A 26,058-nucleotide genomic window follows, 5' to 3' on the forward strand; every position below is an offset into this window, starting at 1 on the left:
CGCCGCACACGGTCATCGTCCCGCAACCCGCTGTCACTTGGCTAACGCGGCGATTCCACCCCGACACGAAGGGTGACAAAGCGTCAGCTCGCGGGGGGCTCGACCCCTTCGGAACGGGCCCACGCGTACAGCTCGGCGATGGCCTCGTCGTGGTCGAGGGGCCCCCGGTCGAGCCTCAGCTCCTTGAGGAACTTCCACGCCTTGCCGACCAGCGGACCCGGCGGGAGGCCGAGGAGCCGCATGATCTCGTTGCCGTCGAGGTCGGGCCGGACGCGCCTGAGGTCCTCGTCGGCCGCGATGCGGGCGATCCTGGCCTCCAGCTCGTCGTAGGTGCGCTGGAGCGTGCTCGCCTTGCGCTTGTTGCGCGTGGTGCAGTCGGCCCGGACGAGCTTGTGCAGCCGGGTCAGCAGGTGCTCGGCGTCGGTGACGTACCGGCGGACCGCCGAGTCCGTCCACTCGCCCTTGCCGTAGCCGTGGAACCGCAGGTGGAGGTACACGAGCTGGGCGACGTCCTCGGTGATCTCCTTCGAGTACCGCAGTGCCCGCAAGCGCTTGCGGACCATCTTCGCGCCGACCACCTCGTGGTGGTGGAACGAGACGCCGCCGCCGTCCTCGAACCGCCGGGTGTCCGGCTTGCCGATGTCGTGCAGCAGCGCGGCCAGGCGCAGCACCAGGTCGGGGGAGAGGTCGGGGTCCTCCAGGTCGATCGCCTGCTCCAGCACGACCAGCGAGTGCTCGTAGACGTCCTTGTGCTGGTGGTGCTCGTCGATCTCCAGCTTCATCGCGGTCAGCTCCGGCACGACGAGGTCGGCCAGGCCCGTCCGCACCATCAGCTCCAGACCGAGCCGGGGGTGCTTCCCGCAGAGCAGCTTGGACAGCTCGACCTGCACCCGTTCGGGCGTGATCCGAGCGAGCTGGCCCGCCATCGCCGTCATCGCCTCGACGACGCGCGGCGCGGGCACGAAGCCGAGCTGCGACACGAACCGGGCGGCGCGCAGCATCCGCAGCGGATCGTCGCCGAACGACTCCTCGGGCGCGGCCGGGGTGTCGAGCACCCCCGCCTCCGCCGCGGCGAGACCACCGGTCGGGTCGACGAACGTCCGCGAGGTCACCTCGAACGCCATCGCGTTCACGGTGAAGTCCCGGCGGACCAGGTCGCCCTCGATGGTGTCGCCGAAGGTGACCTCGGGGTTGCGGGTCACGCCGTCGTAGGTGTCGGCGCGGAACGTGGTGATCTCCACCGTGTCCCCGCGCTTGGTCGCGCCGAGGGTGCCGAACGCGATCCCGGTGTCCCAGATCGCGTCGGCCCACCCCTTCAGCAGCGCCAGGACCTGCGGCGGGCGGGCGTCGGTGGTGAAGTCGAGGTCGTTGGTCGGCCTGCCGAGCACGGCGTCCCGGACGCTCCCACCGACCAGGTACAACCGGTGGCCCGCCTCGGCGAAGCGGGCGGCGAGTTCGTCGACCACCGGGGTGATGTGCGGTAGTTCCACCACCGCATTGTCCTGGGTGGCGGGCGCGTTGTCGTTCACGAGCGGTCGGGGCACGAGGAGCCAGGGTATAGGCACCCGGTGTTGATCACGCACCGCATTTGACGGGCGACGTCCCGTGGTGCGGACTCGCCACTACCATCGGCACCATGCCCCCGTCGTCCGGTCGTTCCGGCGGTACCAAGCCGGGGCGCCGGAACAGACGCCGGGGCCGCAGGCTCAAAACCGTCGACGAAACCTCGGCTGGTGGTCTGGTGCTGGACGCCGACCACCGGAACGCCGCGGTGATCGGTCGGCTGGACCGGCGTGGTCGCCTGCTCTGGTCGCTGCCCAAGGGGCACATCGAGGCTGGTGAGACCGCTGAGCAGACCGCGGTGCGGGAAGTCGCCGAGGAGACCGGTATTCATAGCAGGGTGTTGCGGCCCCTCGGAGCGATCGACTACTGGTTCGTCGCCGAGGACCGCCGAGTTCACAAGACCGTTCACCACTTCCTGCTCGAAGCCTTGGGCGGGGAGCTTTCCGATGAGGACGTGGAGGTCACCGAGGTGGCGTGGGTGCCCCTTGGCGAACTGGACGGCAGGCTCGCCTACGCGGATGAGCGCCGTCTGGTCCGTCGAGCCGCCGAACTGCTCGCCGAACCAGCCCCTCCGTCGGGTTTGTTGAACCCGGACGGGGTGGAGTCGGCGTGAAGAGACTGCTGTCCGCGCTGGCGGCGGCCGGAGTGCTGGTCATGTCGGGAGCCTTGGCGGCTCCCGCCGCGGCCGCCCCGACCGACGGCGGCCGACTGCCGGTCAAACCCGCTCCGGCGACCCAGGTGTGGGCGACGCGACAGCTGTCGCAGCCCGGCTCCTCGTCGCCGGTGTGGCTGCGAATGGAGGTCGACCAGCTCATACCGCGCGTGATCACGGCGGGGATGCCGAACTCCGTGCGGGTCACGGGCAAGATCACGAACGTCAGCGTCGACCGCAAGATCACCGAGATCGACCTCCGGCTGGAGCGCGGGAAGCCGCTGACCGCCGAGGACGAGGTGCGCGGCGCGTTGCGCGAACCCGTGCCGTCCGAGCTGATCCAGCCGCAGTTCACCCCCATCAGCGAGTCGCTCGACCCCGGTCAGACGCAGGCGTTCGACCTGACGGTCCCGCTGACCGGTGACGGTCCGACGTCGCTCCAGATCGCCCAACCGGGCATCTACCCGATCCTGGCCAACGTGAACGGCAAGCCGGACTACGGCGGCCGGGCGCGGCTGGCCGCGCTCAGCACGCTGCTGCCGGTGATGTCCGTACCCGGCGGCGAGGGCGTGTCCGCGCCGCCGAACCCCGCGAACATCACCGTGCTGTGGCCGCTGGTCGACCGCCCCAGGCTGGTGTCCACCGCTCCGGCGGGCGAGTCGGTCCTCACCGACGACGACCTGGCCGGGTCGCTCGCCCTCGGCGGCAGGCTGCACAGCCTCCTCAAGGCCTACGAGTTCGCCGTGACCAGCGGCCTCGCGTCGTCGGTGTGCGTGGCGGTCGACCCGGACCTGCTGCGCACCGTCGAGGCGATGAGCGAGGGCTACCAGGTCCAGGGCGCGGGCCCCGGCCGCGGCAAGAACGAGGCCAAGCTCTGGCTCGACCAGATCCGCAGGCTGACCGCGGGCCGCTGCGTGCTCGCGGTGCCGTACGCGGACGCCGACCTGGTCGCGCTGGCCCGCGCGAAGCTGGTCGACCTGGAGGCGCTCGCCGTGAAGGGCGCCTCGGTCGTCCAGCAGGTGCTCCCGTCCGTGCAGGCGCTGCCGGGCGTGGTGTGGCCCGAGGACGGTGTGCTCGACCAGCAGACGTTGACCGACCTCACCGCGCAGGGCGTGCGGGCCGTGGTGCTCGACCAGTCCGGGGTCGCCAACGCGCCCGGCACCCAGCCCGTGCGGCTGGAGTCCGCCGACACGCCCCCGGTGACGGCCGTGCGCATCGACTCGATGGTGTCGGACGCGCTGCGCGGCGGGACGGACGGCTCCGGCGGCCTGACCGGCGTGAGCACCCCGACCGAGTCGAAACCCGTGTCGGTGCAGAACGCGCTGGCCGCGCTGGCGTTCCGGGCGGGCTTCCAGGGCGCGGGCCAGAGCGTGGTCATCGCCCCGCCGCGCCGCTGGAACGCGCCGGTCGGCGAGATGCAGGTGTTCCTGGAGACGGTGAAGACCCTGGTCGGCGGCGGGTTCCTGGCACCGGTCGGGCTGGACGCGATGGTGTCCGGGGCCTCCGTGCCGGAGACCGTCGGCGCGCTCGCGTACCCCGTGGAGGCGGGTGGGCGGGAGGTGCCGCCCGCGGTGACCGCCGCCGTCGGCGCCTCGTGGACGACGCTCCAGGCGATGTTCGAGTCGATGGTCCAGGAGGACAGCACGTCCTCCAAGCCCGCCGACCTGGTCGACCCGGTGCGGCTGGAGCTGCTGCGCGGCGTCTCCTCGGCGTGGCGCGGCAACGAGGCCGCCGCCAGGGGGTCGATCGCCATCGGCGAGGACGGGATCGCCCAGTTGCAGGGCCAGGTGACGGTGGTCGAGCCGAACAGCCCGATCCTGCTCGGCTCCGGCGACAGCCCCATCCCGGTGACCATCAAGAACCGGCTCGACGTGCGGATCTCCGTCCTCATCGTGGTGGACGACAAACCCGGCATCAAGGCGAACCAGCTGTCCCAGCTCATCCTGCCCGCCCGCGGCGACCTGCTGGTCCGGGTGCCCGTCGAGGTGCTGCGGTCCGGCCGGTTCAGCGTGAACGTCCAGCTCACCACCCCCACCGGCGTGGCGCTGGGCGATTCCGTGCGGCTGGAGGTCTCGTCTTCCGCGTACGGAACCATCACCATTGTCATCACCGCCACGGCCGCGGCCGCGCTCGTGCTCCTGTCCGCCCGGAGGATCTACCGGCGGGTCAGGGCCTCGCGCGCCAAGGTCGAGGTACCCGAAGACGCCAGCAGCGTCACACCAGAGAAGTCGAGTGCGAGTTGAGCGAGTCAGCAACCGTGGTCATCGAACCCGTGCCGAGCGCCCCGTCGGTCGCGAAGGCCAGCGGGTCGATGGCGATCGCCACGATCGTCAGCCGGGTCTCGGGTCTGCTGTCCAAGCTGATGCTCATCGCGATCATCGGCTCGGACGTGCTGAACGACTCCTACCAGGCGGCGACCACGCTGCCCACGATGATCAACGAGCTGCTGCTCGGCGGTGTGCTGACCAGCGTCGCGATCCCGCTGCTGGTCCGCGCCGAGAAGGAGGACGCCGACGGCGGCGAGTCGTACGCGCAGTGGCTGGTGACGATGTCGATCGTCCTGCTGGGCGTCGGCACGGCCATCGCGGTGGCGTGCGCCCCGCTGCTGACGTCCGCGCTGACCAGCGGCTCCGAGGACGCGAACCCCGCGCTGGTCACGGCGTTCGCCTACCTGGTGCTGCCGGGCATCATCTTCTACGGCCTGTCGGCGCTGATCGGCGCGATCCTGAACACGAAGAACGTGTTCGGCCTGCCGACGTGGGCGCCCGTGCTGAACAACCTGGTCGTCATCGTCACGCTGGCCGTGTACTGGGTGATGCCCGGCGAGATCTCGCTGGACCCGGTCGAGATGGGCAACGCGAAGCTGCTGGTCCTCGGCATCGGCACGATGCTCGGCGTCGCGCTCCAGGCGCTGGTGCTGTTGCCCGCGATGAAGCGCACCGGTTTCAAGTTCAAGTGGCGCTGGGGCTGGGACTCGCGGCTCGCCGACTTCGGCACGCTCGGCTTCTGGGTCATGCTGTACGTCGGGCTCGGCCTGCTCAGCATGTTCGTGCTGACCAGGGTCGCGCTGAACGGCGAGGGCGCGCTGGTCGCCTACAACTACCAGTGGCTGGTCTCGCAGATGCCGTACGGCGTGCTGGGCGTCTCGCTGCTCACCGCGCTGATGCCGAAGATGAGCCGGGCCGCGGCCGCGAAGGACGTCGACGGACTGGTCGGCGACCTGTCGTTCGGCAACCGGATGTCCTCGATCATGCTGATGCCGTTCAGCGCGATGCTCACCGTGGCGGGCCTGTCGATCGGCATCGGCGTGTTCTCGCTCGGCGCGTCCGGCCTCGCGGGCGGCACCCGGATCGGCATGGCGCTGGCGCTGTCCGCGTTCGGCCTCGTGCCGTACGCGATCACGCTGCTCCAGCTCCGGGTGTTCTACGCGATGAAGGACGCGCGGACGCCGACGCTGATCCAGGCGATCATCGTGGTGGTCCGGATCGGACTGCTCTACGCGTTCCTGGCGATCTCCCCGCCGGAGAAGCTCGCGGTCGGCGTGTCCATCGCCATGTCCCTGAGCTTCGTCGTCGGCGCGGTCGTCGGCCAGGTGTGGCTGCGGATCCGCCTCGGCAGGCTCCGCACCGGTTTCACCCTGTGGACGGTGTGCCTGACCGTGGTCGCCTCGGCGATCGGCTGCGCCGTCGCGATGGGCGTCTCGCTCCTCGTGGTGGAGCTGCTCGGGCTGGAGGCACCGGTCCCCGTCGCGTGGGTCGAGATCATCGTCCAGACCGTGATCGGGCTGCCGCTCAGCTTCGGTTTGCTCGCCGTTTTCCGGGTACCCGAGATGAAGCCCGCGATCGACAAGATCATCCGTCTGGTGCGGCGCCGGTGACCGCGGAGGGATAGCTCGGTCCCGTACCCTCGGTCACAAGACTTGAGGGAACCCGCCTTGGGGGGATCGGACAGGGGAAGGTCGCGTGAGTAGCGGGCCGAAGCTGGGGAACAACCCCGGTGCCAACAACACCTCGCTGGTACCCGGCGGGGTGATCGGTGACGGTCGGTACCGGCTGCTCACGCGCTCCGGGATCGACGACCGGGGCTCCGCGCAGCTCTGGCGCGCGCGGGACGGCCAGCTCAACCGCGACGTCGCGCTGACGATCCTGACCGGCGACCTGGGCGACCTCCAGGCCGCGGGCAGGGCCCGGCGGACCACCGAGCGCGCCATGCACGCGTCGAGCTTCACCCACCCCGGCGTGTCCAGGGTGATCGACGTGCTGACCCCCGGCAGCGGCCTCCGCATGGAGGAGGGCGTGCTGGGCGTCGTCGTGGCCGAGTGGACCCAGGGCACCGACCTGATGGACCTCATCACGGAGGGTCCGCTGCCCGCGGGCGCCGCGACGAGGCTCCTCGAACCGCTCGGCGCGGCCATCGAGGGCGCGCACCACGCCGGTCTGGTGCTGGGCGCGGACCACCCGCAGCGCATCCGGGTCACCCCGGACGGCAGGCTGCGGCTCGCGTTCCCCGGCGCCCGCCCGGAAGCCATCGCCCGCGACGACGTCAAGGGCCTCGGCGCCATCCTGTACCTGCTGCTCACCGGCCGGTGGGCGCTGCCGGGCGGCCCCGCGGGCGTGCCCGTGGCCCCCACCGGCCCGGACGGCGCCGTCGTGGCGCCCCGCGCGCTCCAGCCGTACGTGCCGCACGAGCTGTCGTCGGTCGCGGTCCGGAGCCTGGAGGACACCAGCGTCGGCGGCATCCGCACGAGCGCCGCGATCCTCCAGGTCCTCGACCAGATCGCCGAGGAGGAGGCGCAGACCGCGCTGATCGAGCCGATCAGCGACGAGGACGACGACGGCGACCGGGCGGTGTGGACCACCCAGAAGCCGCTCGGCGGGCGCAGCCACCGGCGGAAGCTGACGATCGCCGTCGCGGTGCTGGCCGTGGCCACGCTCGGCGTCATCGCCTGGCTCGGCGTGCAGATCGTGAGCTTCTTCAGCGACGAGTCGACGAACAAGGGCGGCCCCACGGTGGTGATCGGCCAGTCCGCGTCACCGGGCCAGAGCTCGACGCCCGCACCCGTGCCCGCTGGTCCGATCCAGCCCGCCTCCGTCGGCGTCTACGACGTGACGAACAACCCGGACAACGCCAACCGGGCCAACCGGGCCGTCGACACCAACCCCGACACCGCGTGGAACACCGACAACTACTTCCAGCCGTTCCCCACGCTCAAGCCGGGGATCGGTCTGATGGCGTCGTTCGCCGAGCCGGTCAAGCTGGCGTCGGTGACGGTCACGTCCAAGAGCGCGGGCACCGTCGTGGAGATCCGCATCGCCGCGGCCGAGGACGCGCCGCTGGAGGAGACCAAGGTGATCGCCACGGCCACCCTGTCGGCCGGGCAGACGCAGATCCAGCTCAACGAGTACGAGCCCGGCGCCCACGTCCTGCTGTGGATCACGAAGCTCGCGGGAACGGGCAAGGACAACCAGACGGAGATCGGCGAGCTGGTCTACACCCGCGCGCAGTGACGTGGCCGCCGCTGCGCAGACGGCGGCTCGGCCGCTCCCAGCCGCTCGGGAGCAGCGGCCGCGCACTTGAGTAGGAACACCCTGGCAGAGCACGACCCCCACCTGGATACCCTCTTCGGGTGACGGCCGCAGCCAGCTCGGACGCAGACCTCATCTCGGCGCACGCCGCGGGTGACCCGCACGCATTCCCCGAAATCGTGCGACGGCACCGAGATCGGCTGTGGGCGGTCGCCCTGCGCACCCTGCGCGACCCGGAAGAAGCCGCCGACGCGCTCCAGGAGGCGTTCATCTCGGCGTTCCGGGCGGCGGGTTCGTTCCGGGCCGAGTCGCAGGTGACGACGTGGCTCCACCGGATCGTGGTCAACGCCTGCCTCGACCGGATGAGACGTCGACAAACGAAGCCGACCGTGCCGTTACCAGAGGCAGGCCCCGGCGAGCCGGTGGCGCCGCGCGACCACATGGCCGAGCGGGAGACCAAGCTCGTCGTCGCGGCGGCGTTGGCGGAGTTGCCCGAGGAGCAGCGCGCACCGATCGTCCTGGTGGACGTCGAGGGCTACTCGGTGGCGGAAACGGCCCAGATGCTGGGGATCGCGGAAGGCACGGTGAAGAGCAGGTGCGCTCGTGGCAGGGCCAAGCTCGCAAAAAGCCTAGGACACCTCCGGAACCGGAGTGCAGATGCGAACGTCCCAGTTGACGGTGTGAATGTGCAACAGCAACGTCAGCGGGAGGCACGATGAGCGGCAGTGAGAGGCGTCACGGGACGCCGATCGATCCGCCGTGGTCCGTGGATCTGCTGGCCGATTTGCACGCCGGTGTGCTCGACGCCGAGACGGAAGCACTGCTCCGTCCGCGCGTCGAAGCCGACCCGGAGGCGCGGGCGGTCCTGGAGGCGCTGGACGCCACCCTGGCCGACCTGTCGTCGCTGCCGCCGATCCCGATGCCCCGTGACGTGGCGGCGCGGATCGACGCGGCGCTGGCGGCCGAGGCCCACGGGCGGCCCGCACCGGTCGTCAGCCTCAACAGCGCCCGGCAGCGGAAGTACAAGCGCGCCGGGTGGGGTGCGGGGGTGCTCGTGGCCGCCGCGGCGGCGGTCGGCGTGGTCGCGGTGGCCATCCCGAGCATGAGCAACAACACCGACGGCGCCATGTCGTCGTTCCCGCAGCCGTCCGCGTCCAGGGAGGTCCCCGGCGCGGAGGCGAAACCGGACCTGGCGGTGAGGGGCGAGAACTTCGGCCCGGTCATCGGTGACGTCCTGAAGGCCCAGAACTACGGGCCGCTGGACAACCAGGACACGCTCGACGGGTGCCTCAAGGGCGGGAACATCCCGGCCTCGAAGCCGCTCGGCGTGAGCCCGATCCAGCTCGACGACAGGCCCGCCGTGATGGCGATCCTGACCGCGGGCAGGCCGGGGGCGTTCCGCATCGTCGTGCTCGACCCGAACACCTGCGGTCCCGACAACCCGAGCGGGGTGCTGGCCGACTCGGTGATGTCCCCGTAGCACCCGTCCGCGCCGGACGTAGCGAACCTCACCGGGTGGGCGCGGAATTCCGGACGCCTACGATCGCGTTGTAGCTGAGTGCGCGGCCGGGACTCATTCCCGGCCCGTCGCGACGTATCGGAGGTCGAGGGTGTCGGACGTTCGGAACCTGATCATCGTGGGATCCGGGCCCGCCGGGTACACCGCCGCGGTGTACGCGGCACGGGCTCAGCTCGAACCGCTCGTGTTCGAGGGCAGCCAGTACGGCGGTGCCCTGATGACGACGACCGAGGTCGAGAACTACCCGGGGTTCCGCGACGGCATCATGGGTCCCGAGCTCATGGAGCAGATGCGGGAGCAGGCGAAGCGCTTCGGCGCCGAGCTGCGCTCCGAGGACGTCGACGCCGTCGAGCTGACCGGTGACGTGAAGCACGTGACCGCGAACGGCGTCCGGTACGCGGCGAAGGCCGTCGTGCTGGCGATGGGTGCGGCTGCCCGCTACCTCAACGTGCCGGGCGAGCAGGAGCTGCTCGGCCGCGGTGTGTCGGCGTGCGCGACCTGCGACGGCTTCTTCTTCCGCGACCACGACATCGCGGTCGTCGGCGGCGGCGACTCGGCCATGGAGGAGGCGACCTTCCTGACGAAGTTCGCCAAGTCCGTGACGATCATCCACAGGCGTGAGGAGTTCCGCGCCTCGAAGATCATGCTGGAGCGCGCCCGCGCCAACGAGAAGATCAAGTGGCTGCTGAACACCGAGGTCCTCGAAGTGCTGGGCGAGGGCACCGTCAGCGGCGTGAAGGTGGCCAACACCATCACCGGCGACACCTCGGAGCTGCCCTTCACGGGCGTCTTCATGGCGATCGGCCACGACCCGCGCAGCGCGCTGGTCCGCGACCAGGTCGACGTGGACGACGCCGGGTACGTGAAGGTCAAGGCCCCGTCGACCTACACGAAGCTGGACGGCGTGTTCGCCGCGGGCGACCTCGTCGACCACACCTACCGCCAGGCCATCACGGCGTCGGGCTCCGGGTGCGCCGCCGCGATCGACGCCGAGCGCTGGCTCGCCGAGCGGGGCGAGGAGCACGCGGCCGTGGCGTCCGAAGCGGTCGGCGGCGGCTACGGCCCTGTCACCACCAGCTGATCTCCGAGATCCATTCACTAGTTAGGGAGTAGTTACATGGCTGGCGCCACAGTGGTCGTGACCGACAAGACCTTCGCCGATGACGTCCTGACCAGCGAGAAGCCGGTGCTGGTCGACTTCTGGGCGACCTGGTGCGGTCCGTGCAAGATGGTTTCCCCCGTCCTGGAGGAGATCGCCGCCGAGCACGCCGAGAAGATCACCGTCGCGAAGCTCGACATCGACGCGAACCCCGGCATCGCCCGCGACTACCAGATCATGTCGGTGCCGACCCTGATCCTCTTCCAGGGCGGTCGCCCGGTGAAGCAGATCGTGGGCGCGAAGCCGAAGGCCGCGCTGCTGAACGACCTGTCGGACGTACTTTCCTGATCTCGACCTGCAACGCACGACGTGGCTCGTCCGTCCTCTGGTGTGACGGACGAGCCACGTCCGTTCGGAGCACCCCACGGGCTGCCAGGTGGTCGTTCGGCCACACCGAGCAGCCCTGCGTGGAGCTGCTGGCGCGGCAGGGCACAATGGGGGCTTCACGTCAGCGCCGACCTCGGTCGGCGCCCTAGTCGAGCGAGGGGTGCATGCTGCTACTCCGCCGCGGGGATGTCGGGCCGGACGTTGCCGACATCAGGTCCACACTGACCAAGATCGGTCTGCTGTCGGATCCGCAGGCGTCACCGGTGTTCGACCTCTCCGTCGAGCACGCCGTGCGTGCCTTCCAGCAGCAGCGGGGCCTCATCACCGATGGCATCGTCGGACCGGCCACCTACCGCGCGCTGCGCGACGCCACCTTCCGCCTCGGCGACCGGCCGTTGGCCTACCTGATCGCCCAGCCGGTGACCGGCGACGACGTGTTCGCGCTCCAGGAACGCCTGCTGGAGATGGGCTACGACGCGGGCCGCGCCAACGGCGAGTTCGGTCAGCAGACCGAACAGGCCCTCCGCAGCTTCCAGCGCGACTACGGCTTGACCAGCGACGGCATGTGCGGCCCGAACACGGTCCGCGCGCTCCGCCAGCTCCAGCCGAAGGTCCGCGGTGGTCGCCCGGTGTTCCTGCGCGAGCAGGAGCGGGTCCGCAACGCCGGTCCGAGGCTGTCGGGCAAGCGCATCATCATCGACCCCGGTCACGGTGGCGACGACCTCGGTGTCGTGGTCGAGCACCTGAACGAGGCCAGGCTCATGCTCGACCTGGCCCGCAGGCTCGAGGGCAAGATGGCCGCGACCGGCATGGAGGCCCTGCTCACGCGCGGCCCCGGCAACTGCCCGGACGAGGCCGAGAGGGCGAAGTTCGCCAACGAGGCGGGCGCCGACCTGATCCTGTCGCTGCACACCGACGGGAACTCCTCGCCGAGGGCGTCGGGTGTGGCGAGCTTCCACTACGGCACCGGCAACGGCACCAGCTCGACGGTCGGTGAGGCCCTCGCGGGGTTCATCCAGCGCGAGATCACGGCCAGGACGGGCATGCCGGACTGCGGCACGCACCCGAAGTCGTGGGACGTGCTCCGCATGACCAGGTGCACGGCCGTCCGCGTCGAGGTCGGCTACCTGACCAACGAGCAGGACCGGCGCAGGTTGGCCGACCCGGCCTTCCGCGACGTCGTCGCCGAGGGCATCCTCGTCGCCGTGAAGCGCCTGTACCTGCTGGGCAAGGACGACCAGCCCACCGGGACCTTCACGATGGACGACCTGATGAAGCGCGAACTCTCGAAGTTCTGATCCGCACGACGAAGGCCCCCTGCCGGTAGCAGGGGGCCTTCGTCGTGGACCGGGCTAGATCTTCGCCGACGCGGGGCGGAAGCTCGGCTCGGCCGTGGACACCGTGACGGTGTTCAGCAGGCGCTCCAGCGCCGCCTCGACGTCTTCCTTCCAGCCGAGGGCGGTGCGCAGTTCGAGCCTGAGCCTTGGCCAGCGGTGGTGCGGGCGGACGGTCTTGAAGCCCACCTGGAGCAGGAAGTCGGCCGGGATGACACAGCCGGGCTCGTCCTCGTTGGGCTGGTTGTCGCCGAACGCCTCGACGGCCTTCACGCCGCGCTTGGTCAGGTCCTTGGCCACGGACTGCACGAGGACCCTGCCGAGGCCGCCGCCGCGGAACTCCGGCAGCACCTCCAGCGAGGTCATCAGCACGGCGTCGGCGCTGACCGGGGACGTGGGGAACGCGAGCGAGCGGGGCACGGCGGCGGGCGGGGCGTAGAACGCCGACCCGGCCGGGATGCCGTCGCAGTAGATGATGCGGCCGCACGACCCCCATTCGAGCAGGACGCTGGAGACCCAGGCCTCCTTCTCGAACTCGGTGTCGCCGTACTCCTCGGCCTGGGCCTTGAGGTGCGGAGCCAGCTCCCAGAACACGCACGTGCGGCTGTGCTTGGAGAGGTGCTCCAGGTTGTCCAGAGTGACGCCCACAACGCGTCGCGACACCCTGACCTCCAAAACCCGGATTCAAGAACTCCCACGAGGATAGGCGGATGTGACGGCTGCCGGAAGGCAGATGCCACTAACGGGACGACGGTTACACTCGCTCGGGACATACCCGCCGGTAAATCATCACTCCCAGCGCGAGTGCAGGAGTACACCGTGACCACACCCGGACAGCCCGCCAAGCAGGGCAACCGAAGCCTCGACCCCCACCTGCGCCGCTACGCGGCACGGACAGCGGGCATGACGGCATCGGAGATCCGGGCACTGTTCGCGGTGGCCAGCCGCCCCGAGGTGGTGTCCCTCGCCGGTGGGATGCCGCACCTCGCCGCGCTGCCGCTGGACGGCCTCGCCACCGAGATCGGCGAGATGGTCGCCACCGACGGCCTGGTCGCGCTCCAGTACGCCTCGGCGCACGGGATGCCGGAGCTGCGCGAGCAGATCTGCGACGTGATGGCCCTCGAAGGCATCCACGGCCACCCGGACGACGTCGTCGTGACGGTCGGCTCCCAGATGGGGCTGGACATGGTCACCCGGATCTTCGTCGACCCCGGTGACGTCGTGCTGGCCGAGGGGCCGTCGTACGTGGGCGCGCTCGGCTCGTTCGCCGCCTACCAGGCGCAGGTGGTGCACGTCGCCATGGACGCGGACGGGCTGGTCCCGCAGGCGCTGCGCGAGGCCCTCGCGGCCGTCGAGAGGTCCGGCCGCCGGGTCAAGTTCCTCTACACGATCCCGAACTTCCACAACCCCGCCGGTGTGACGCTGTCCGTCGCCCGTCGCGCCGAGGTCCTGGAGATCTGCCGCCAGGCGGGCGTGCTCGTCGTCGAGGACAACCCGTACGGGCTGCTCGGCTTCGACGGCCAGACGTACCCGGCGCTGCGGTCGACCGACCCGGACAACGTCGTGTACCTCGGGTCGTTCTCCAAGACGTTCGCCCCCGGCCTGCGGGTCGGCTGGGTGCTCGCACCGCACGCGGTGCGCGAGAAGCTGGTCCTGGCGGCCGAGTCGGCCACGCTGTGCCCGCCGACGCTCAACCAGATGATCGTGTCGCGCTACCTGGCGACGCACGACTGGAAGGGCCAGATCAAGACCTACCGCGAGGCCTACCGGGACCGCAGGGACGCGGCGATCTCGGCGTTGGAGCAGCACATGCCCGAGGGCTGCTCGTGGAACCGGCCGGACGGCGGGTTCTACGTGTGGGTGACGGTGCCGGAGGGCATCGACACCAAGGCGATGCTGCCGCGCGCGATCACCCAGCGGGTGGCGTACGCCTCGGGCACCGGGTTCTACGCGGACAAGCTCGGCAGCAGGCAGCTCAGGATCTCCTACTGCTACCCGACGCCGGAGCGCATCCGCGAGGGTGTCCGCAGGCTGGCGAACGTCCTGGAGGACGAGGCCCAGCTGCACGCCACGTTCGGGCCGACGACCAGCCGCGAGCTGTCCGGTCCGCAGAACCCGTCACCGGACACCGCCTAGCCCGAGCCGTCCGCCGAGTTCGTCCCGAGGCCATCCGCGTATTGTCCACTGTGGACGGTATGCGGATGGCCTCGTCAGTTCCACGTCAATCGTCTAGTTGGGGAGTAAGTCGTGTCGGAACGCTGGGTAGCGGTACTCGCCGGTGGGCTGTCGCACGAGCGCGAGGTGTCGCTGCGGTCCGGCCGCCGCCTGTCTGCCGCGCTGCGCTCGGTCGGCGTGACGGTGGAGGAGTGGGACACCGACCGCGGCCTCCTGGCCCGGTTGCGGGAACACCGCCCCGACGCCGTCGTCGTCGCGCTGCACGGCGGTGAGGGCGAGAACGGGTCGGTGCAGACGATCCTGGAGATGACCGGCGTGCCGTACGTGGGCACGGACTCGCGCGCGTGCCGCCGGGCGTGGGACAAGCCGACCGCGAAGGCCGAGCTGGCACGGGCGGGGCTGTCGACGCCGGACTGGGTCGTGCTGCCGCACGCGACGTTCCGCGAACTCGGCGCGCAGCCCGTGCTGGACGCGATGGTCGAGAGCCTCGGTCTGCCGCTGATGCTCAAGCCCGACCAGGGTGGGTCCGCGCTGGGGGCTCAGGTCGTCCGGGACGCGGCGGAACTGCCGACCGCGATGGTCGGGTGCCTGGCGTACGGGGAGACGGTGCTGGCCGAACGGTACGTCGACGGGGTCGAGGTCGCCGTGGCGGTCGTCGACGGGCCCGACGGGCCGTACGCGCTGCCGCCCGTGGAGATCGTCCCGGAGAGCGGCGGCATCTACGACTACACGTCCCGGTACACCGCCGGGCTCACCGACTTCCACGCGCCCGCGCGACTGGACGCCGCCGCGGCCAAGTCGGTGGGGGAGTTGGCGGTCGCCGCGCACCGGCTGCTCGGTCTGCGGGACGTGTCGCGGACGGACGCGATCGTGGCGCACGACGGCACCGTCCAGTTCCTCGAAGTGAACGTGTCGCCCGGTCTCACCGAGACCTCGTTGCTCCCGATGGCCGTCGAAGCGGCCGGGGAGTCGCTCGGGGAGATCTACGCCGGCCTCATCGAGCGCGCTGTTTCACGGTGAACATTCGATAGCCCTCCGTGTCCTTTCAGATGCGGAGGGCTATCGTCACCGTGACAAAGGGGCCTGGTGGGATCCCTTAGGCCTCCAACGATGTCCGATTTGTCGCTTCCGGCGCCATCAGCTGGATGATCCGCTCAAGATCGTCAACGGACCCGAATTCGACCACGATTCGGCCTTTTCGCTGCCCGAGTTCGACTTTCACGCGGGTGTCGAAGTTGTCCGAGAGCCGCTCGGCGAGATCCTGGAGCCCCGGCGCGTGGATCGTCTTCTTGCGGACCACCTTCGCCCTGGCGGGCTCGGCGCTCTTCGCCAGCGTCACCGCTTCCTCGGTCGCCCGCACCGACATGCCCTCCGCGACGATCTTCGTCGCCAGGTCCTCCTGTGCGCCGGGGTCCTCCAGGCTGAGCAACGCGCGCGCGTGCCCGGCCGACAGGACGCCCGCCGCGACCCTCCGCTGAACGGGGAGGGGGAGCTTCAGCAGCCGGATCGTGTTCGTCACGACCGGGCGGCTGCGACCGATCTTGTCGGCCAGCTCCTCGTGCGTGACACCGAACTCCTGGAGCAGCTGCTGGTACGCCGCCGCCTCTTCGAGCGGGTTCAGCTGAACCCGGTGGATGTTCTCCAGCAGCGCGTCCCGCAGCATCACGTCGTCGTGCGTGTGCCGCACGATCGCCGGGATCGTCTTCAGCCCGGCCTGCTGGGTGGCCCGCCACCGGCGCTCACCCATGACCAGTTCGTAGGTGTCGCCGCCCAGCTCGCGCACCACGATCGGCTGCATGAGGCCGAACTCGCGGATCGAGTGTTCGAGTTCGTTGAGCGCCGCCTCGTCGAAGACGTGCCGCGGCTGCTTCGGGTTCGTGCGGATCGCGTTGACCGGAAGCTCCCGGTACACCGCGCCCGCCACCTCGCCGCCGATCTCCGCGGTGTCGGTGCGCGCAGGGGCGGAGCCGTTGCCGTTCGTGGCCGGCGGACGAACCGGGCCCGACCCCGGTGGCGGGCCGCTCGGGATCAAGGCGGCGAGCCCTCGTCCGAGTCCACCCTTGCGCTGCTCCGTCATGCCAACCCCATCCTCGCGCCGAACTCGGCGATCTCGCGTGCTGCGTCCAGGTAGCTCATCGCGCCCCGTGAGCCCGGATCGTAGGTGAGCACCGTTTGAGCGAATCCCGGTGCCTCGGAGACCTTCACGCTGCGCGGGATCACCGTGCGGAGGACCGTGTCGCCGAAGTGGCCGCGCACCTCGCTGGTCACCTGGTCGGCCAGCTTGGTCCGGCCGTCGTACATGGTGAGCAGGATGGTGGAGACGTTCAGCGTGGGGTTCAGGTGCGCCTGGACGAGCTCGATGTTCCGGAGCAGCTGCCCCAGCCCCTCCAGCGCGTAGTACTCGCACTGGATCGGGATCAGCACCTCCTGCGCGGCGACCATCGCGTTGACGGTCAGCAGACCGAGCGACGGCGGGCAGTCGATGAAGACGTAGTCCGGGTCCAGCTCGGCCAGCGCCTCGGAGCTGAGCGCCTCCTTGAGCCGCGACTCGCGCGCCACCATCGAGACGAGTTCGATCTCGGCACCCGCCAGGTCGATCGTCGCGGGCACGCAGTAGAGGTTGGGGGACTGGTTGCTGACCTGAGCGGCCTCGGCGACCGAGATCTCACCGATCAGCACCTCGTACACGGAGGGGGTGCCGGAGCGGTGCTCGATGGCCAGCGCGGTGCTCGCGTTGCCCTGCGGGTCGAGGTCGATCACGAGCACCTTGAGCCCGTGGATCGCCAGACCCGCGGCGAGGTTCACCGTGCTGGTCGTCTTGCCGACGCCGCCCTTCTGGTTCGCCACCGTGAGGATCCGGCGGCGAGTGGGGCGGGGGAGTTGCGAGGAGTCGGGGTGCAGCACGCGGGTTGCGCGGGCGGCCTCTTCGGCGATCGGTGTCCACACGGCGCTGTCTCCTGCCGTTCCAGTGTGCGAGTTGATCGGGGGACGTTCGCTTGCTCCGACAGCGCCGTCGGAAGCGGTCGGACGCGCTGTTTCACGTGGAACATCAGCCGTCTGGAACAACGGCTGCAGAGCTGGGTTGCCGGGCGGGGGTACCGGATCCGGATACACGCTCACCGATCCTTCCTTCGTCGACGTGCTCCGTCACGACGACCACTCGGCTCGGAACGCTCGACGAGCACCACCGTGGTCGGCACTTCGAGTACATCCGCGCCGCACGACACGGCGCGCTGCCGGGAACCCCCGGCACGGCGCACCGCTTCGGCGTCGCGCTCCATCTCCTCCAACGCGCTCTCGCCCTTGAGAGCAACGAGCTGGCCGCCGGGCTTGAGGAGGGGGAGGCACCACCGCGCCAACCGCTCCAGCGGAGCCACCGCGCGTGCTGTCACGACATCCACGCCGGACAACTGCTCACGCACGGAAGCCTCCTCGGCTCGACCCCGGACGACCGTGACCGATGACAACCCCAGCGTCTCCACGACCTCGTCCAGCCACGCCACCCGGCGGGCCATCGGCTCCAGCAGGGTCAGGTCCAGATCAGGTCGAGCAATCGCCAGGGGGATGCCCGGCAGGCCTGCGCCAGAGCCTACGTCCACCACCCGACAATTTTGAGGAAGAAGCTCCGCGATCACCGCGGAGTTGAGCAGGTGGCGTTCCCACAGGCGCTCGACCTCACGAGGTCCGATCAACCCGCGCTCGACGCCGTGGTCGGCGAGCAGTTGGGCGAACGAGATCGCGCGGTCGAGGTGGTCGCCGAAGACTCGCTTCGCGCGGTCTTCCATGTCTCCGACCATGTCTCCATCCGTGACGTTTCACGTGAAACCACGCGGCACACGAGGGCGACCGGGTGGATGGGCAAGTAGGTAGGGCGTCCGCAGAATCCGCGAAAACTGCCGCCGTCCATGATGACGGATGAACCCGTCGACACGCCAAATCGGGTGGTTAGATCGGTCGCGTTTCACGTGAAACGAGGGGGAATCATGGCGAAGCCGAAGACCTACCCAATCCTGCACCACTTTCCGGGCAGGGTCAGCACGATGCCACATCCCTCGGGCGGACGTCACCTCGCCGCCGAACTGGAGTCGCTGCGGGCACGCGGAACCGACATCCTCGTCTCCGCGCTGACGCCGGGGGAGCAGCGGAGGCTGGACCTGACCGGAGAGGCGGCAGCGGCGAGCGCGGCGGGACTGGAGTTCCACGGCGCGCCGATCGGCGACTTCGGCATCCCCGATCGCGAGGAGATCACCCCGACGCTGGCGCACCTCCTGGATCGGCTGCACGGGGGAGCGCACCTCGTCGTCCACTGCTGGGCGGGCATCGGCCGGTCCTCGCTCCTGGCCGCCAGCCTCCTCGTCCTGGACGGCGTCGAGCCGGACGACGCGTGGCGGCTGATCTCCGACGCGCGGGGCGTCGCCGTGCCGGAGACGGCCGAGCAGCGTTCCTGGGTTGATCCGTTCCACGTGAAACACGACCGACCGACGGATCGCGTTTCACGTGAAACAGGTGGCACGACCACGTCGAGTTGATCGAGCGCCCGCGGGAGTTCGGCGGGTCGATGGCCGACGGCGGGAAGCAGTGGACCACCTGATGCGCGGACGGTTCACCGGCCAGGTGAACCAGGCGGCACCGGGGCGCTCAGCGACGCCTGCTCGCGGCACCCGGCTCGACGCGGACGCGCCGAGCCGGGTGTGAGCGGTGGACCCCCAGTTCGACGCCACCACCGACGGCGGACCGGCTGAGCGGTCGATCACCGCGAACCGGTTGATCGGCGAGGTGGACCGAACCGCCCTGGACCGGGGTCGTCCGGCGGTGTCGCGCCGTGGCAACGGCCCGGAGTCGACGCGCGTGACGATCCGGGGCTGGACGAGGCAGTAGCCGGGACGGACGGAGGGTGTCCAAGCTCAGTGCGTGACGACCGACCTGAACACCCTTCTCACCGCACTCCACGTCGAGATCGACGACCACCTGGTGAACAGGAGCCGCATCGGCACACCGCCCGAACTCACTCGTCCAGGCGGGTGAACGGGTCGACCAGCCGACTCCGGCGGCGCTCGGCACCGGGCGACCAGGGTCGGGCGGGCCGCACCTCCGCCAACCAGCTCTCACACGCCGGTCGACTACCCGAGTCCCGTCACAGGAGCCGCTGCTCGGTGTTCCACGTGAAACACGCCCAACACCAAGCGAGGCCCGCTCCACGGGGGAGCGGGCCTCGCTTGGTCTGGCTGGATCAGGCCTGCGGCAGGATCACCACTCGACGCTGGGGCTCCTCGCCCTCGCTCTCGCTGTGCACGCCCGCGACGGCCGCGACGGCGTCGTGGACGACCTTGCGCTCGAACGGCGTCATCGGGTGCAGGCGGATGCGCTCACCCGACGACAGCACCTTCTCGGCGGTGGTGCGGCCGAGGTCGGCCAGCTCCGCGCGGCGGCCCGCGCGCCAGCCCGCCACGTCGAGCATGAGCCTGCTGCGCACGCCGGTCTCCTGCTGGACCGCGAGGCGGGTCAGCTCCTGCAACGACTCCAGCACGGTGCCGCGGGTGCCGACGAGCTTCTCCAGGTCCTCGCCACCGTCGATGCTGACGATCGCCCGACCGGCTTCAACGTCCAGGTCGATGTCGCCGTCGTAGTCGAGCAGGTCGAGCAGGCGCTCCAGGTAGTCACCCGCGATGTCGCCCTCCTGGACGAGCAGGTCTTCCGAACTGCCACGCGTCTTCGGCTCCGCCTCGGCGGTCTCCTCCACCGCGTCCACCTCGGCCGCCTGCAACGTCTCCGACACGATGTCTCCTCTCCAGGGCCAGCGCCCGGTCAACGACGCTTCTTGTTGCCCTGCTTCTTGCCAGGGGATCGACCTGTGATCAGGCCGGGGATCTCGGTGTTGGACGACGCGCTGCTGCCGTTGCTCTCAGGGGTCAAGTCCGCCGCGGTGGGCTGCTTGTCCTGGGCGGGCTGGGCGGGTCGCTTCTTCGCGGTACCCATGGCCTTCGCGTTGCCCGTCCGCACGCCGGGAGCGGGCTTCTGGCCCGCGCGGGGGGCGTTCGGCTTCGCGCCGGGCTTGGGGGCGAGGTCCTTGCGCTGGCTGATCGCCTCGACCTTCTTCGCTTCTTCCTCGCGGTCGATGCGCCGGTACACGAAGTGCTGCTGCGCGAGCGTCCAGCCGTTGTTGCTCAGCCAGTACAGCAGGATCGCGATGGGGAAGAAGAGGCCACCGATGAGCACACCCAGCGGGAAGATGTACAGCGTCAGCTTGTTCATGATGGCGGTCTGCGGGTTGTCCATGGCGGACTGCGTCTGCCGGGCGACCGAGTGGCGTGCGGTGAAGTGGGTCGCGATGCTGGCGATGATCATCAGCGGGATCGCCACGATGATGACCGAGCTGCGCTGAGTGCTGAACGCGGCGAGCTGGTCGGCGGGCATCGTGATGAACGTCGACAGGTTCGCGCCGAAGAGCTTCGCCTGGACGAAGGATTCGACACCCTTGGCGTCGAAGAAGTAGACCTCGCCCCAGCCGGGCCGGAACGAGCGCAGCACGTGGAACAGACCGATGAACACCGGGATCTGGACGAGCATGGGGAGGCAGCCGCCGAGCGGGTTGACCCCGTGCTCGGACTGGAGCTTCTGCATCTCGGCCGCCTGGCGCTGGCGGTCGTTGCCGTACTTCTTCTTGATCTTTTGCAGCTCCGGCGCGAACTCCTGCATCTTCCGCATGGAGCGCACCTGGCCGACGAACGGCTTGAACAGCAGCGCGCGGAGGGTGAAGACGAGGAAGACCACCGACAGCGCCCACGCGACACCGCTGGACTCGCCGAAGACGTGGCCGAAAACCCAGTGCCAACACCAGAGGATGAAGGACACCGGGTAGTAGATGAAGTTGAGCACTGAGCTACTCCTCGGCGGATGTGTCGGGGACCTGTTCCTGGCGAGGTCTCCTCGGTGGAACGGGGTCCAGGCCTCCAGGGTGCCAGGGTCCGCAGCGGGCCAGCCTGCGAAGGGTCAGCCAGGTGCCGCGGAGCGCGCCGTGGACGGTCAGCGCTTCGACGGCGTACGCGCTGCAACTCGGGTAGAACCGGCAGCTCGGCGGCAGGAACGGCGAGATGAACCGCTGGTAGAGCCGCACCGGCAGGATGAGCACCCGCGCCAGTGGACTCGACTGCGTGGTGGTCATCGCAACAGCTTTCGCAATGCGGCGTCGAAGTCGGCCGCGAGATCCGCGCTGGACGCCTCGGCCGAGGCGGGCAGTGCCCGCACGACGAGCGAGGTGCCCTCGGGCAGCCGCGCCAGCCGGTCGCGGACGACGTGGCGCAGCTTGCGGCTGACCCGGTGGCGGACCACCGAGTTGCCGACGGCTTTGCTCACGACGAAGCCCACCTTGGACATGTCCAAGGTGGGCCGCGCCGAGGATTCAGTAGACGTCTGCTGCCCTGTGGACCGCACCAGGGCGTGCACGACCAGCCGGGGCCGTCCTGCACGGCGGCCTCGGCGAACCACCAGGCCGAAGTCCTGGCTGCGGGTCAGCCGGGCGGCCGCGGGGAGCACGGCGCTGCTGTTATCAGGCGGACAGGCGGTCGCGGCCCTTGGTGCGCCGCGCGGCGAGGATGGCCCGGCCGGCGCGGGTGCGCATGCGCAGCCGGAAGCCGTGCGTCTTGGCGCGGCGGCGGTTGTTGGGCTGGAAGGTGCGCTTACCCTTGCTCACGGCTGGATCTCCCGGTGCTGACTACCAAGCAGGTCTGTGGGCGTCCCCAGCCGATCAACAATCCGGCGCCGTCCGGCACCTGGGCAGGACGGTCGCGGCAAGAGCGCGCCAAACGCACCCGTCGCTCGCGGGAGACTTCTCCGAGGGTACGCAAGCGGGTGCCCGGTTCTCAAATCGGGGTGGTCCCCGACACGCCCGGTGATCGGCGGGGGCACCACCTTGTGACGCGGCGCCCAGCTTGTTAGCGTGCACCCTCCGCGGATTTCGAGGCGCACCTGGATGTCGCCGAACGGCCCGTGCGGTGCGTTGAAATCACCGTCGGGATCCGCCGCGTCCCGACGCACGTTCGTGCACAGTTGTGGATAACTCTGTGGATGCCTCTATTCTCCGAGTCCACACCGTGAAGCGGGCAGCTCCACGGGGGGAGCACGTCGAGGGGAGGGGAGCGCGGAGGTGTCCAACCACCAGACCGATCTCGGTCTCGTGTGGGAGCAGGTGGTCGCGGAACTGGCCGCCAGCACCCTGTCCCCGCAGCAGCGAGCGTGGATGCGCGTGACCAGGCCGATCGGTCTGCTCGACGGGACCGCGCTGCTGGCCGCGCCGAGCGACTTCGCCAAGGAAGCCATCGAGCGCGCGCTGCGCGAACCGATCACCGCCGCGCTGTCCCGCCACCTCGGCCGGGCCGTCTCGCTGGCCGTGAAGGTCGACTCACCTGAACCGGTGAACACCCCGACCGCGCCCATCCCGGTCGCGCACGGCGTTCCCGGCGGCAACGGGATCAGCCAGCCGATCGGTCTGCTCGACCAGTCGATGCCGGGGCAGATGCCCGGCCAGATGCCGAGCCACATGTCCGGTCACATGCCGGGTCCGCCGATGCCCGGCCAGCCCGTTCCGGGTCCGCCCGTGCCGGGTGGGCCGGGCGGCGAGGACGGCGACGGCGAGTCGGACAGCGACGAGGTGGACGAGGAGCGCGAGGCCCGCGAGGCGCTCGCGACCGTCCACGAGATCTGGCCGACGTTCAGCGGCAGCGCCCCGGTCAGCGGAACGCCGTTCACCCGGCCCGCGAACCCGCCGACGTCGCAGACCCGGCTGAACGAGAAGTACAACTTCGACACGTTCGTCATCGGCGCCTCGAACCGGTTCGCCCACGCCGCCGCGGTCGCGGTGGCCGAGGCGCCCGCCCGTGCGTACAACCCGCTCTTCATCTGGGGCGAGTCCGGGCTGGGCAAGACGCACCTGCTCCACGCGGTCGGCCACTACGCGCAGCGCCTGTTCCCCGGGATGCGCGTGCGGTACGTGTCGACCGAGGAGTTCACGAACGACTTCATCAACTCGCTCCGCGACGACCGCAAGGTCGCCTTCCAGCGCCGCTACCGGGACATCGACGTGCTCCTCGTCGACGACATCCAGTTCCTGGAGGGCAAGGAGGGCACGCAGGAGGAGTTCTTCCACACCTTCAACACGCTCCACAACTCGAACAAGCAGATCGTCGTGTCCTCGGACCGGCCGCCCAAGCGGCTGGAGACCCTGGAGGACCGGCTGCGGACGCGGTTCGAGTGGGGCCTGATCACGGACATCCAGCCGCCCGAGCTGGAGACCCGGATCGCGATCCTCCGCAAGAAGGCGGCGCAGGACCGGTTGGCGGCGCCCGCCGAGGTGCTGGAGTTCATCGCGGCCCGGATCGAGCGGAACATCCGCGAGCTGGAGGGCGCGCTGATCCGGGTGACGGCGTTCGCGTCGCTCAACCGGCAGCCGGTCGACGTCCAGCTCGCGGAGATCGTGCTGCGGGACCTCATCCCGGACTCGCACGCGCCCGAGGTGACCGCGCCGACGATCATGGCCGTCACGGCGGAGTACTTCGGCGTGACGATCGACGACCTGTGCGGCAAGGGCAAGACGAAAGCGCTTGCGAACGCCCGCCAGATCTCCATGTACCTGTGCCGCGAGCTGACCGACCTGTCGCTGCCGAAGATCGGCCAGACGTTCGGCGGTCGCGACCACACGACGGTGATGCACGCGGACAAGAAGATCCGCAAGGAGATGGCCGAGCGCCGCCGGATCTACGACCAGGTCCAGGAACTCACCTCGCGGATCAAGCAGAGGTCCCGGCACACCGTCTAGTACGGGAACCGGGCAGCGGGCGGGACCACCTCACGGAGGTGGTCCCGCCCGCTGCGTTCCGCGGGACCCCCGACCCTCCGGTCGGACGCGGCGTGCTTTTCGGTGACGCCCCCGACCCGCGGCGAGCGCCCGACCAGAAACCAGGACGGCGTCCGCGCGCCCCGCCGAACCCCTCCGCGCAGGCCGCCATGCCCCCTCGACGACGACCGGGGCGAGCACCTCCCGCGGGCCGGGAAGCCCGTGCGGCACCGCCACTTTTCTCCTGGACCACGGGTCAAGGCCTGTGCACAACCTCAGAAAAGTTGTCCGAACGGGGGAGTTTTCGGCCTCGGACCCTGTGCAGCACCCGGGTACAACTGCACCCACACCCGGGGATGCACCCGGGGACAAGTCGGCCTTCCTGTGGACCAAACGGAGCAGTCCACGAGTTGTCCCCGGGGACGTCGAGTTGTCCCCGGGTGGGACCCCCCGGTTGCCCACAGGTTCCAAGGGCCTCTGAGCAGCAAGGACGTGCGTTGTCCACACTATCCACAGCCCTTACTGTTACTGCTGTTGTTCTCTCTTGAAGAGAAGAACAAAAGAAAAACAGGGGGTGGCGAAACCCGGGGACAAGCGCTCGGACGGCGCTCCCGCGCTCCCCGCCCCGAGATGACGTGAGGGCTCCGGACGCTCTACGGTGGAGCAACCACGCCGGGAGGTCGGAGCCCAAACCCGCCCCTCCTGAGGCGAACGCGGTCCGCTTCCCAGCGGTTCACCACCCCCCACAGCACCCAACGCTTCGCCACGTTGGACCGACCGTCCCCTCGGTCGGTCATGCCGATCTGAGGAAGGACGCTCATGAAGATCCGCGTCGAGCGCGACGGCCTGGCCGACGCCGTCGCCTGGGTCGCGCGCAGCCTGCCGTCCAGGCCGCCCGTTCCGGTGCTCGGTGGAGTCATGCTCGACGCCGGTTCCCCGGACGGCGCGCCTGGCGACTCGCTCACCGTCTCCGGCTTCGACTACGAGGTCTCGGCGACGGTCGGCGTCCCCGCCACGATCGCGGACGGCGGCAAGACGCTCGTCTCCGGTCGTCTGCTCGCGGACATCACCAAGGCGCTGCCGAACCACCCCGTCGAGATCTCCGTCGACGGCTCCCGCATGACGATCACCTGTGGCAGCGCCAAGTTCAGCCTCCCGACGATGCCGGTCGAGGACTACCCCGCGCTGCCGAACATGCCGCAGCTGGCGGGCGAGCTGGCCGGTGAGGTCTTCAGCGAGGCCGTGGCCCAGGTCGCCGTCGCGGCGGGCAAGGACGACACGCTGCCGATGCTGACCGGTGTCCGGCTGGAGATCGGCGAGGGCAAGTTCACCCTCGTCGCCACCGACCGGTTCCGGCTGGCGATGCGCGAGTTCGCGTGGGAGCCGAACGAGACCCTGAGCGAGACCGCCGTGCTGGTCCCGGCGCGCACGCTCGCCGACGCGGCCAAGACCCTCGGCGGTTCCGGCAACAAGGTCGAGCTGTCGCTCGCGGCCAACGACGGGCTCCTCGGCCTCTCCGGCAACGGCAGGCGCACGACGACCCGCCTGCTCGACGCCGACTTCCCGAAGTACCGCCAGCTCCTCCCGAGCGAGCACTCGGCCGCCGCGATCATCGAGGTCGACTCGCTCGTCCAGGCGATCAAGCGCGTGTCGCTCGTCGCGGAGCGGGGTACCCAGGTCCGGCTGGAGTTCGTCGACGGCGGTCTGCGCCTGTCGGCGGGTGGCGACGACGAGGGCAGCGCGGAGGAGGAGCTGCCGGTGGAGTACACCGGTGAGCCGGTCACGATCGCGTTCAACCCCACGTACCTCCTGGAGGGCGTGCACGCCGTGCGCACGGCCAAGGCCCACCTGTCCTTCACGACCCCCAGCAGGCCCGCCCTGTTGAAGCCGGTCGATGATGAGGGCGGTGTGGCGCCGGGCTACCTGTACCTGCTGATGCCCGTTCGCCTGCCCGGCTAAACGTCAACTCGAAAAC

Annotated in this window: 25 protein-coding genes and 1 pseudogene; 16 read left to right on the plus strand and 10 right to left on the minus strand. The window is 70.0% G+C overall.

The window, feature by feature from the left end:
- Positions 1 to 83 precede the first annotated feature (83 nt).
- Complete coding sequence (locus tag AC156L_RS23255; protein WP_414719811.1) at positions 84 to 1,544, minus strand: CCA tRNA nucleotidyltransferase; 1,461 nt, start codon at positions 1,542 to 1,544, stop codon at positions 84 to 86.
- Positions 1,545 to 1,636: 92 nt separating this feature from the next.
- Between AC156L_RS23255 and AC156L_RS23260 the strand changes: the two genes are divergently transcribed.
- The 9 genes from AC156L_RS23260 to AC156L_RS23300 all read left to right on the plus strand — a co-directional run bounded on the left by AC156L_RS23260 (position 1,637) and on the right by AC156L_RS23300 (position 12,043).
- Complete coding sequence (locus AC156L_RS23260; protein WP_330874474.1) at positions 1,637 to 2,176, plus strand: NUDIX hydrolase; 540 nt, start codon at positions 1,637 to 1,639, stop codon at positions 2,174 to 2,176.
- Positions 2,173 to 4,458 carry a DUF6049 family protein gene (locus tag AC156L_RS23265; protein WP_330874475.1) on the plus strand — a complete coding sequence of 762 codons (2,286 nt, stop codon included), beginning with the start codon at positions 2,173 to 2,175 and terminating at the stop codon, positions 4,456 to 4,458. Before AC156L_RS23260 ends, AC156L_RS23265 begins: the two co-directional genes overlap by 4 nt.
- Complete coding sequence (gene murJ, locus AC156L_RS23270; RefSeq protein WP_330874476.1) at positions 4,455 to 6,092, plus strand: murein biosynthesis integral membrane protein MurJ; 1,638 nt, start codon at positions 4,455 to 4,457, stop codon at positions 6,090 to 6,092. The genes AC156L_RS23265 and murJ overlap by 4 nt, the downstream gene beginning before the upstream one ends.
- Positions 6,093 to 6,177: 85 nt before the next feature.
- A complete protein-coding gene (locus tag AC156L_RS23275; protein WP_330874477.1) occupies positions 6,178 to 7,722 on the plus strand; it encodes a protein kinase family protein in 1,545 nt (514 codons plus the stop codon).
- Positions 7,723 to 7,841: 119 nt separating this feature from the next.
- Positions 7,842 to 8,459 (plus strand): RNA polymerase sigma factor SigM, encoded by a 618-nt coding sequence (gene sigM, locus AC156L_RS23280; RefSeq protein ID WP_330874478.1) that lies wholly within the window; start codon positions 7,842 to 7,844, stop codon positions 8,457 to 8,459.
- Positions 8,456 to 9,220, plus strand: coding sequence for a hypothetical protein (locus AC156L_RS23285; RefSeq protein ID WP_330874479.1), 765 nt, complete (start codon positions 8,456 to 8,458; stop codon positions 9,218 to 9,220). The genes sigM and AC156L_RS23285 overlap by 4 nt, the downstream gene beginning before the upstream one ends.
- 130 nt (positions 9,221 to 9,350) lie before the next feature.
- Positions 9,351 to 10,340, plus strand: a complete 990-nt coding sequence (gene trxB, locus AC156L_RS23290) for a thioredoxin-disulfide reductase (RefSeq protein ID WP_330874480.1) — start codon at positions 9,351 to 9,353, stop codon at positions 10,338 to 10,340.
- A gap of 36 nt (positions 10,341 to 10,376) precedes the next feature.
- Positions 10,377 to 10,706, plus strand: a complete 330-nt coding sequence (gene trxA / locus AC156L_RS23295; RefSeq protein WP_330874482.1) for a thioredoxin — start codon at positions 10,377 to 10,379, stop codon at positions 10,704 to 10,706.
- Positions 10,707 to 10,909: 203 nt separating this feature from the next.
- A complete protein-coding gene (locus AC156L_RS23300) occupies positions 10,910 to 12,043 on the plus strand; it encodes an N-acetylmuramoyl-L-alanine amidase (protein WP_330874484.1) in 1,134 nt (377 codons plus the stop codon).
- A gap of 54 nt (positions 12,044 to 12,097) precedes the next feature.
- On the opposite strand, the gene AC156L_RS23305 is transcribed toward AC156L_RS23300, so the two are convergent.
- Complete coding sequence (locus AC156L_RS23305) at positions 12,098 to 12,742, minus strand: GNAT family N-acetyltransferase (RefSeq protein WP_330874485.1); 645 nt, start codon at positions 12,740 to 12,742, stop codon at positions 12,098 to 12,100.
- A 156-nt stretch (positions 12,743 to 12,898) separates the two neighbouring features.
- Here AC156L_RS23305 and AC156L_RS23310 point away from each other — a divergent pair, with 156 nt between their 5' ends.
- Together AC156L_RS23310 and AC156L_RS23315 are read left to right on the plus strand one after the other, a co-directional pair.
- Positions 12,899 to 14,215 carry an aminotransferase-like domain-containing protein gene (locus AC156L_RS23310; protein ID WP_330874487.1) on the plus strand — a complete coding sequence of 439 codons (1,317 nt, stop codon included), beginning with the start codon at positions 12,899 to 12,901 and terminating at the stop codon, positions 14,213 to 14,215.
- A gap of 111 nt (positions 14,216 to 14,326) precedes the next feature.
- Complete coding sequence (locus AC156L_RS23315) at positions 14,327 to 15,274, plus strand: D-alanine--D-alanine ligase family protein (RefSeq protein ID WP_330874488.1); 948 nt, start codon at positions 14,327 to 14,329, stop codon at positions 15,272 to 15,274.
- A 76-nt stretch (positions 15,275 to 15,350) separates the two neighbouring features.
- Here AC156L_RS23315 and AC156L_RS23320 read toward each other — a convergent pair whose 3' ends face one another.
- The 3 genes from AC156L_RS23320 to rsmG form a co-directional block, all read right to left on the minus strand.
- Positions 15,351 to 16,331, minus strand: a complete 981-nt coding sequence (locus AC156L_RS23320; RefSeq protein ID WP_330874490.1) for a ParB/RepB/Spo0J family partition protein — start codon at positions 16,329 to 16,331, stop codon at positions 15,351 to 15,353.
- A complete protein-coding gene (locus tag AC156L_RS23325) occupies positions 16,328 to 17,200 on the minus strand; it encodes a ParA family protein (protein WP_414719813.1) in 873 nt (290 codons plus the stop codon). Before AC156L_RS23325 ends, AC156L_RS23320 begins: the two co-directional genes overlap by 4 nt.
- 170 nt (positions 17,201 to 17,370) lie before the next feature.
- Entirely contained in the window at positions 17,371 to 18,039 is a 669-nt protein-coding gene (rsmG, locus tag AC156L_RS23330) for a 16S rRNA (guanine(527)-N(7))-methyltransferase RsmG (RefSeq protein ID WP_484407263.1), read from the minus strand.
- Positions 18,040 to 18,159: 120 nt separating this feature from the next.
- Between rsmG and AC156L_RS23335 the strand changes: the two genes are divergently transcribed.
- The 3 genes and pseudogenes from AC156L_RS23335 to AC156L_RS23345 form a co-directional block, all read left to right on the plus strand.
- The gene (locus AC156L_RS23335; protein WP_330874494.1) at positions 18,160 to 18,783 is read left to right on the plus strand and encodes a protein-tyrosine phosphatase family protein; all 624 of its coding nucleotides are present in this window, start codon (positions 18,160 to 18,162) and stop codon (positions 18,781 to 18,783) included.
- 169 nt (positions 18,784 to 18,952) lie between these two features.
- Positions 18,953 to 19,132 carry a hypothetical protein gene (locus AC156L_RS23340; RefSeq protein WP_414719814.1) on the plus strand — a complete coding sequence of 60 codons (180 nt, stop codon included), beginning with the start codon at positions 18,953 to 18,955 and terminating at the stop codon, positions 19,130 to 19,132.
- A gap of 33 nt (positions 19,133 to 19,165) precedes the next feature.
- Positions 19,166 to 19,264 (plus strand): annotated as a pseudogene (locus tag AC156L_RS23345) (IS982 family transposase); the annotation flags it as partial.
- A gap of 220 nt (positions 19,265 to 19,484) precedes the next feature.
- Here the strand turns inward: AC156L_RS23345 and AC156L_RS23350 are convergent.
- Genes AC156L_RS23350 through rpmH form a run of 5 tightly spaced genes read right to left on the minus strand, consistent with a single transcriptional unit; the run spans position 19,485 to position 21,944 of the window.
- Positions 19,485 to 20,030, minus strand: a complete 546-nt coding sequence (locus AC156L_RS23350) for a Jag family protein (protein ID WP_330874496.1) — start codon at positions 20,028 to 20,030, stop codon at positions 19,485 to 19,487.
- A gap of 29 nt (positions 20,031 to 20,059) precedes the next feature.
- The gene (yidC, locus tag AC156L_RS23355; RefSeq protein WP_330874497.1) at positions 20,060 to 21,130 is read right to left on the minus strand and encodes a membrane protein insertase YidC; all 1,071 of its coding nucleotides are present in this window, start codon (positions 21,128 to 21,130) and stop codon (positions 20,060 to 20,062) included.
- Between the two features lie 4 nt (positions 21,131 to 21,134).
- Positions 21,135 to 21,416 carry a membrane protein insertion efficiency factor YidD gene (gene yidD / locus AC156L_RS23360; protein WP_259627553.1) on the minus strand — a complete coding sequence of 94 codons (282 nt, stop codon included), beginning with the start codon at positions 21,414 to 21,416 and terminating at the stop codon, positions 21,135 to 21,137.
- Positions 21,413 to 21,787, minus strand: coding sequence for a ribonuclease P protein component (rnpA, locus tag AC156L_RS23365; protein ID WP_330874500.1), 375 nt, complete (start codon positions 21,785 to 21,787; stop codon positions 21,413 to 21,415). Before rnpA ends, yidD begins: the two co-directional genes overlap by 4 nt.
- A gap of 13 nt (positions 21,788 to 21,800) precedes the next feature.
- A complete protein-coding gene (gene rpmH / locus AC156L_RS23370; RefSeq protein ID WP_106184999.1) occupies positions 21,801 to 21,944 on the minus strand; it encodes a 50S ribosomal protein L34 in 144 nt (47 codons plus the stop codon).
- A 453-nt stretch (positions 21,945 to 22,397) separates the two neighbouring features.
- Between rpmH and dnaA the strand changes: the two genes are divergently transcribed.
- Together dnaA and dnaN are read left to right on the plus strand one after the other, a co-directional pair.
- The gene (dnaA, locus tag AC156L_RS23375; RefSeq protein ID WP_330874504.1) at positions 22,398 to 24,065 is read left to right on the plus strand and encodes a chromosomal replication initiator protein DnaA; all 1,668 of its coding nucleotides are present in this window, start codon (positions 22,398 to 22,400) and stop codon (positions 24,063 to 24,065) included.
- A gap of 837 nt (positions 24,066 to 24,902) precedes the next feature.
- On the plus strand, positions 24,903 to 26,042 hold the full coding sequence (gene dnaN / locus AC156L_RS23380) for a DNA polymerase III subunit beta (RefSeq protein ID WP_330874506.1): 1,140 nt from the start codon (positions 24,903 to 24,905) through the stop codon (positions 26,040 to 26,042).
- Positions 26,043 to 26,058 lie beyond the last annotated feature (16 nt).

It is taken from the genome of Umezawaea sp. (assembly GCF_057122925.1).

Bases quoted from the DNA above. Each gene is read 5' to 3' on its own strand.
- AC156L_RS23260 (WP_330874474.1), top strand. From the start codon at position 1,637: ATGCCCCCGTCGTCCGGTCGTTCCGGCGGTACCAAGCCGGGGCGCCGG.
- AC156L_RS23285 (WP_330874479.1), top strand. From the start codon at position 8,456: ATGAGCGGCAGTGAGAGGCGTCACGGGACGCCGATCGATCCGCCGTGG.
- trxA (WP_330874482.1), top strand. From the start codon at position 10,377: ATGGCTGGCGCCACAGTGGTCGTGACCGACAAGACCTTCGCCGATGAC.
- AC156L_RS23300 (WP_330874484.1), top strand. From the start codon at position 10,910: ATGCTGCTACTCCGCCGCGGGGATGTCGGGCCGGACGTTGCCGACATC.
- AC156L_RS23320 (WP_330874490.1), bottom strand. From the start codon at position 16,331: ATGACGGAGCAGCGCAAGGGTGGACTCGGACGAGGGCTCGCCGCCTTG.
- rsmG (WP_484407263.1), bottom strand. From the start codon at position 18,039: ATGGAAGACCGCGCGAAGCGAGTCTTCGGCGACCACCTCGACCGCGCG.
- AC156L_RS23335 (WP_330874494.1), top strand. From the start codon at position 18,160: ATGATGACGGATGAACCCGTCGACACGCCAAATCGGGTGGTTAGATCG.
- yidD (WP_259627553.1), bottom strand. From the start codon at position 21,416: ATGACCACCACGCAGTCGAGTCCACTGGCGCGGGTGCTCATCCTGCCG.
- dnaN (WP_330874506.1), top strand. From the start codon at position 24,903: ATGAAGATCCGCGTCGAGCGCGACGGCCTGGCCGACGCCGTCGCCTGG.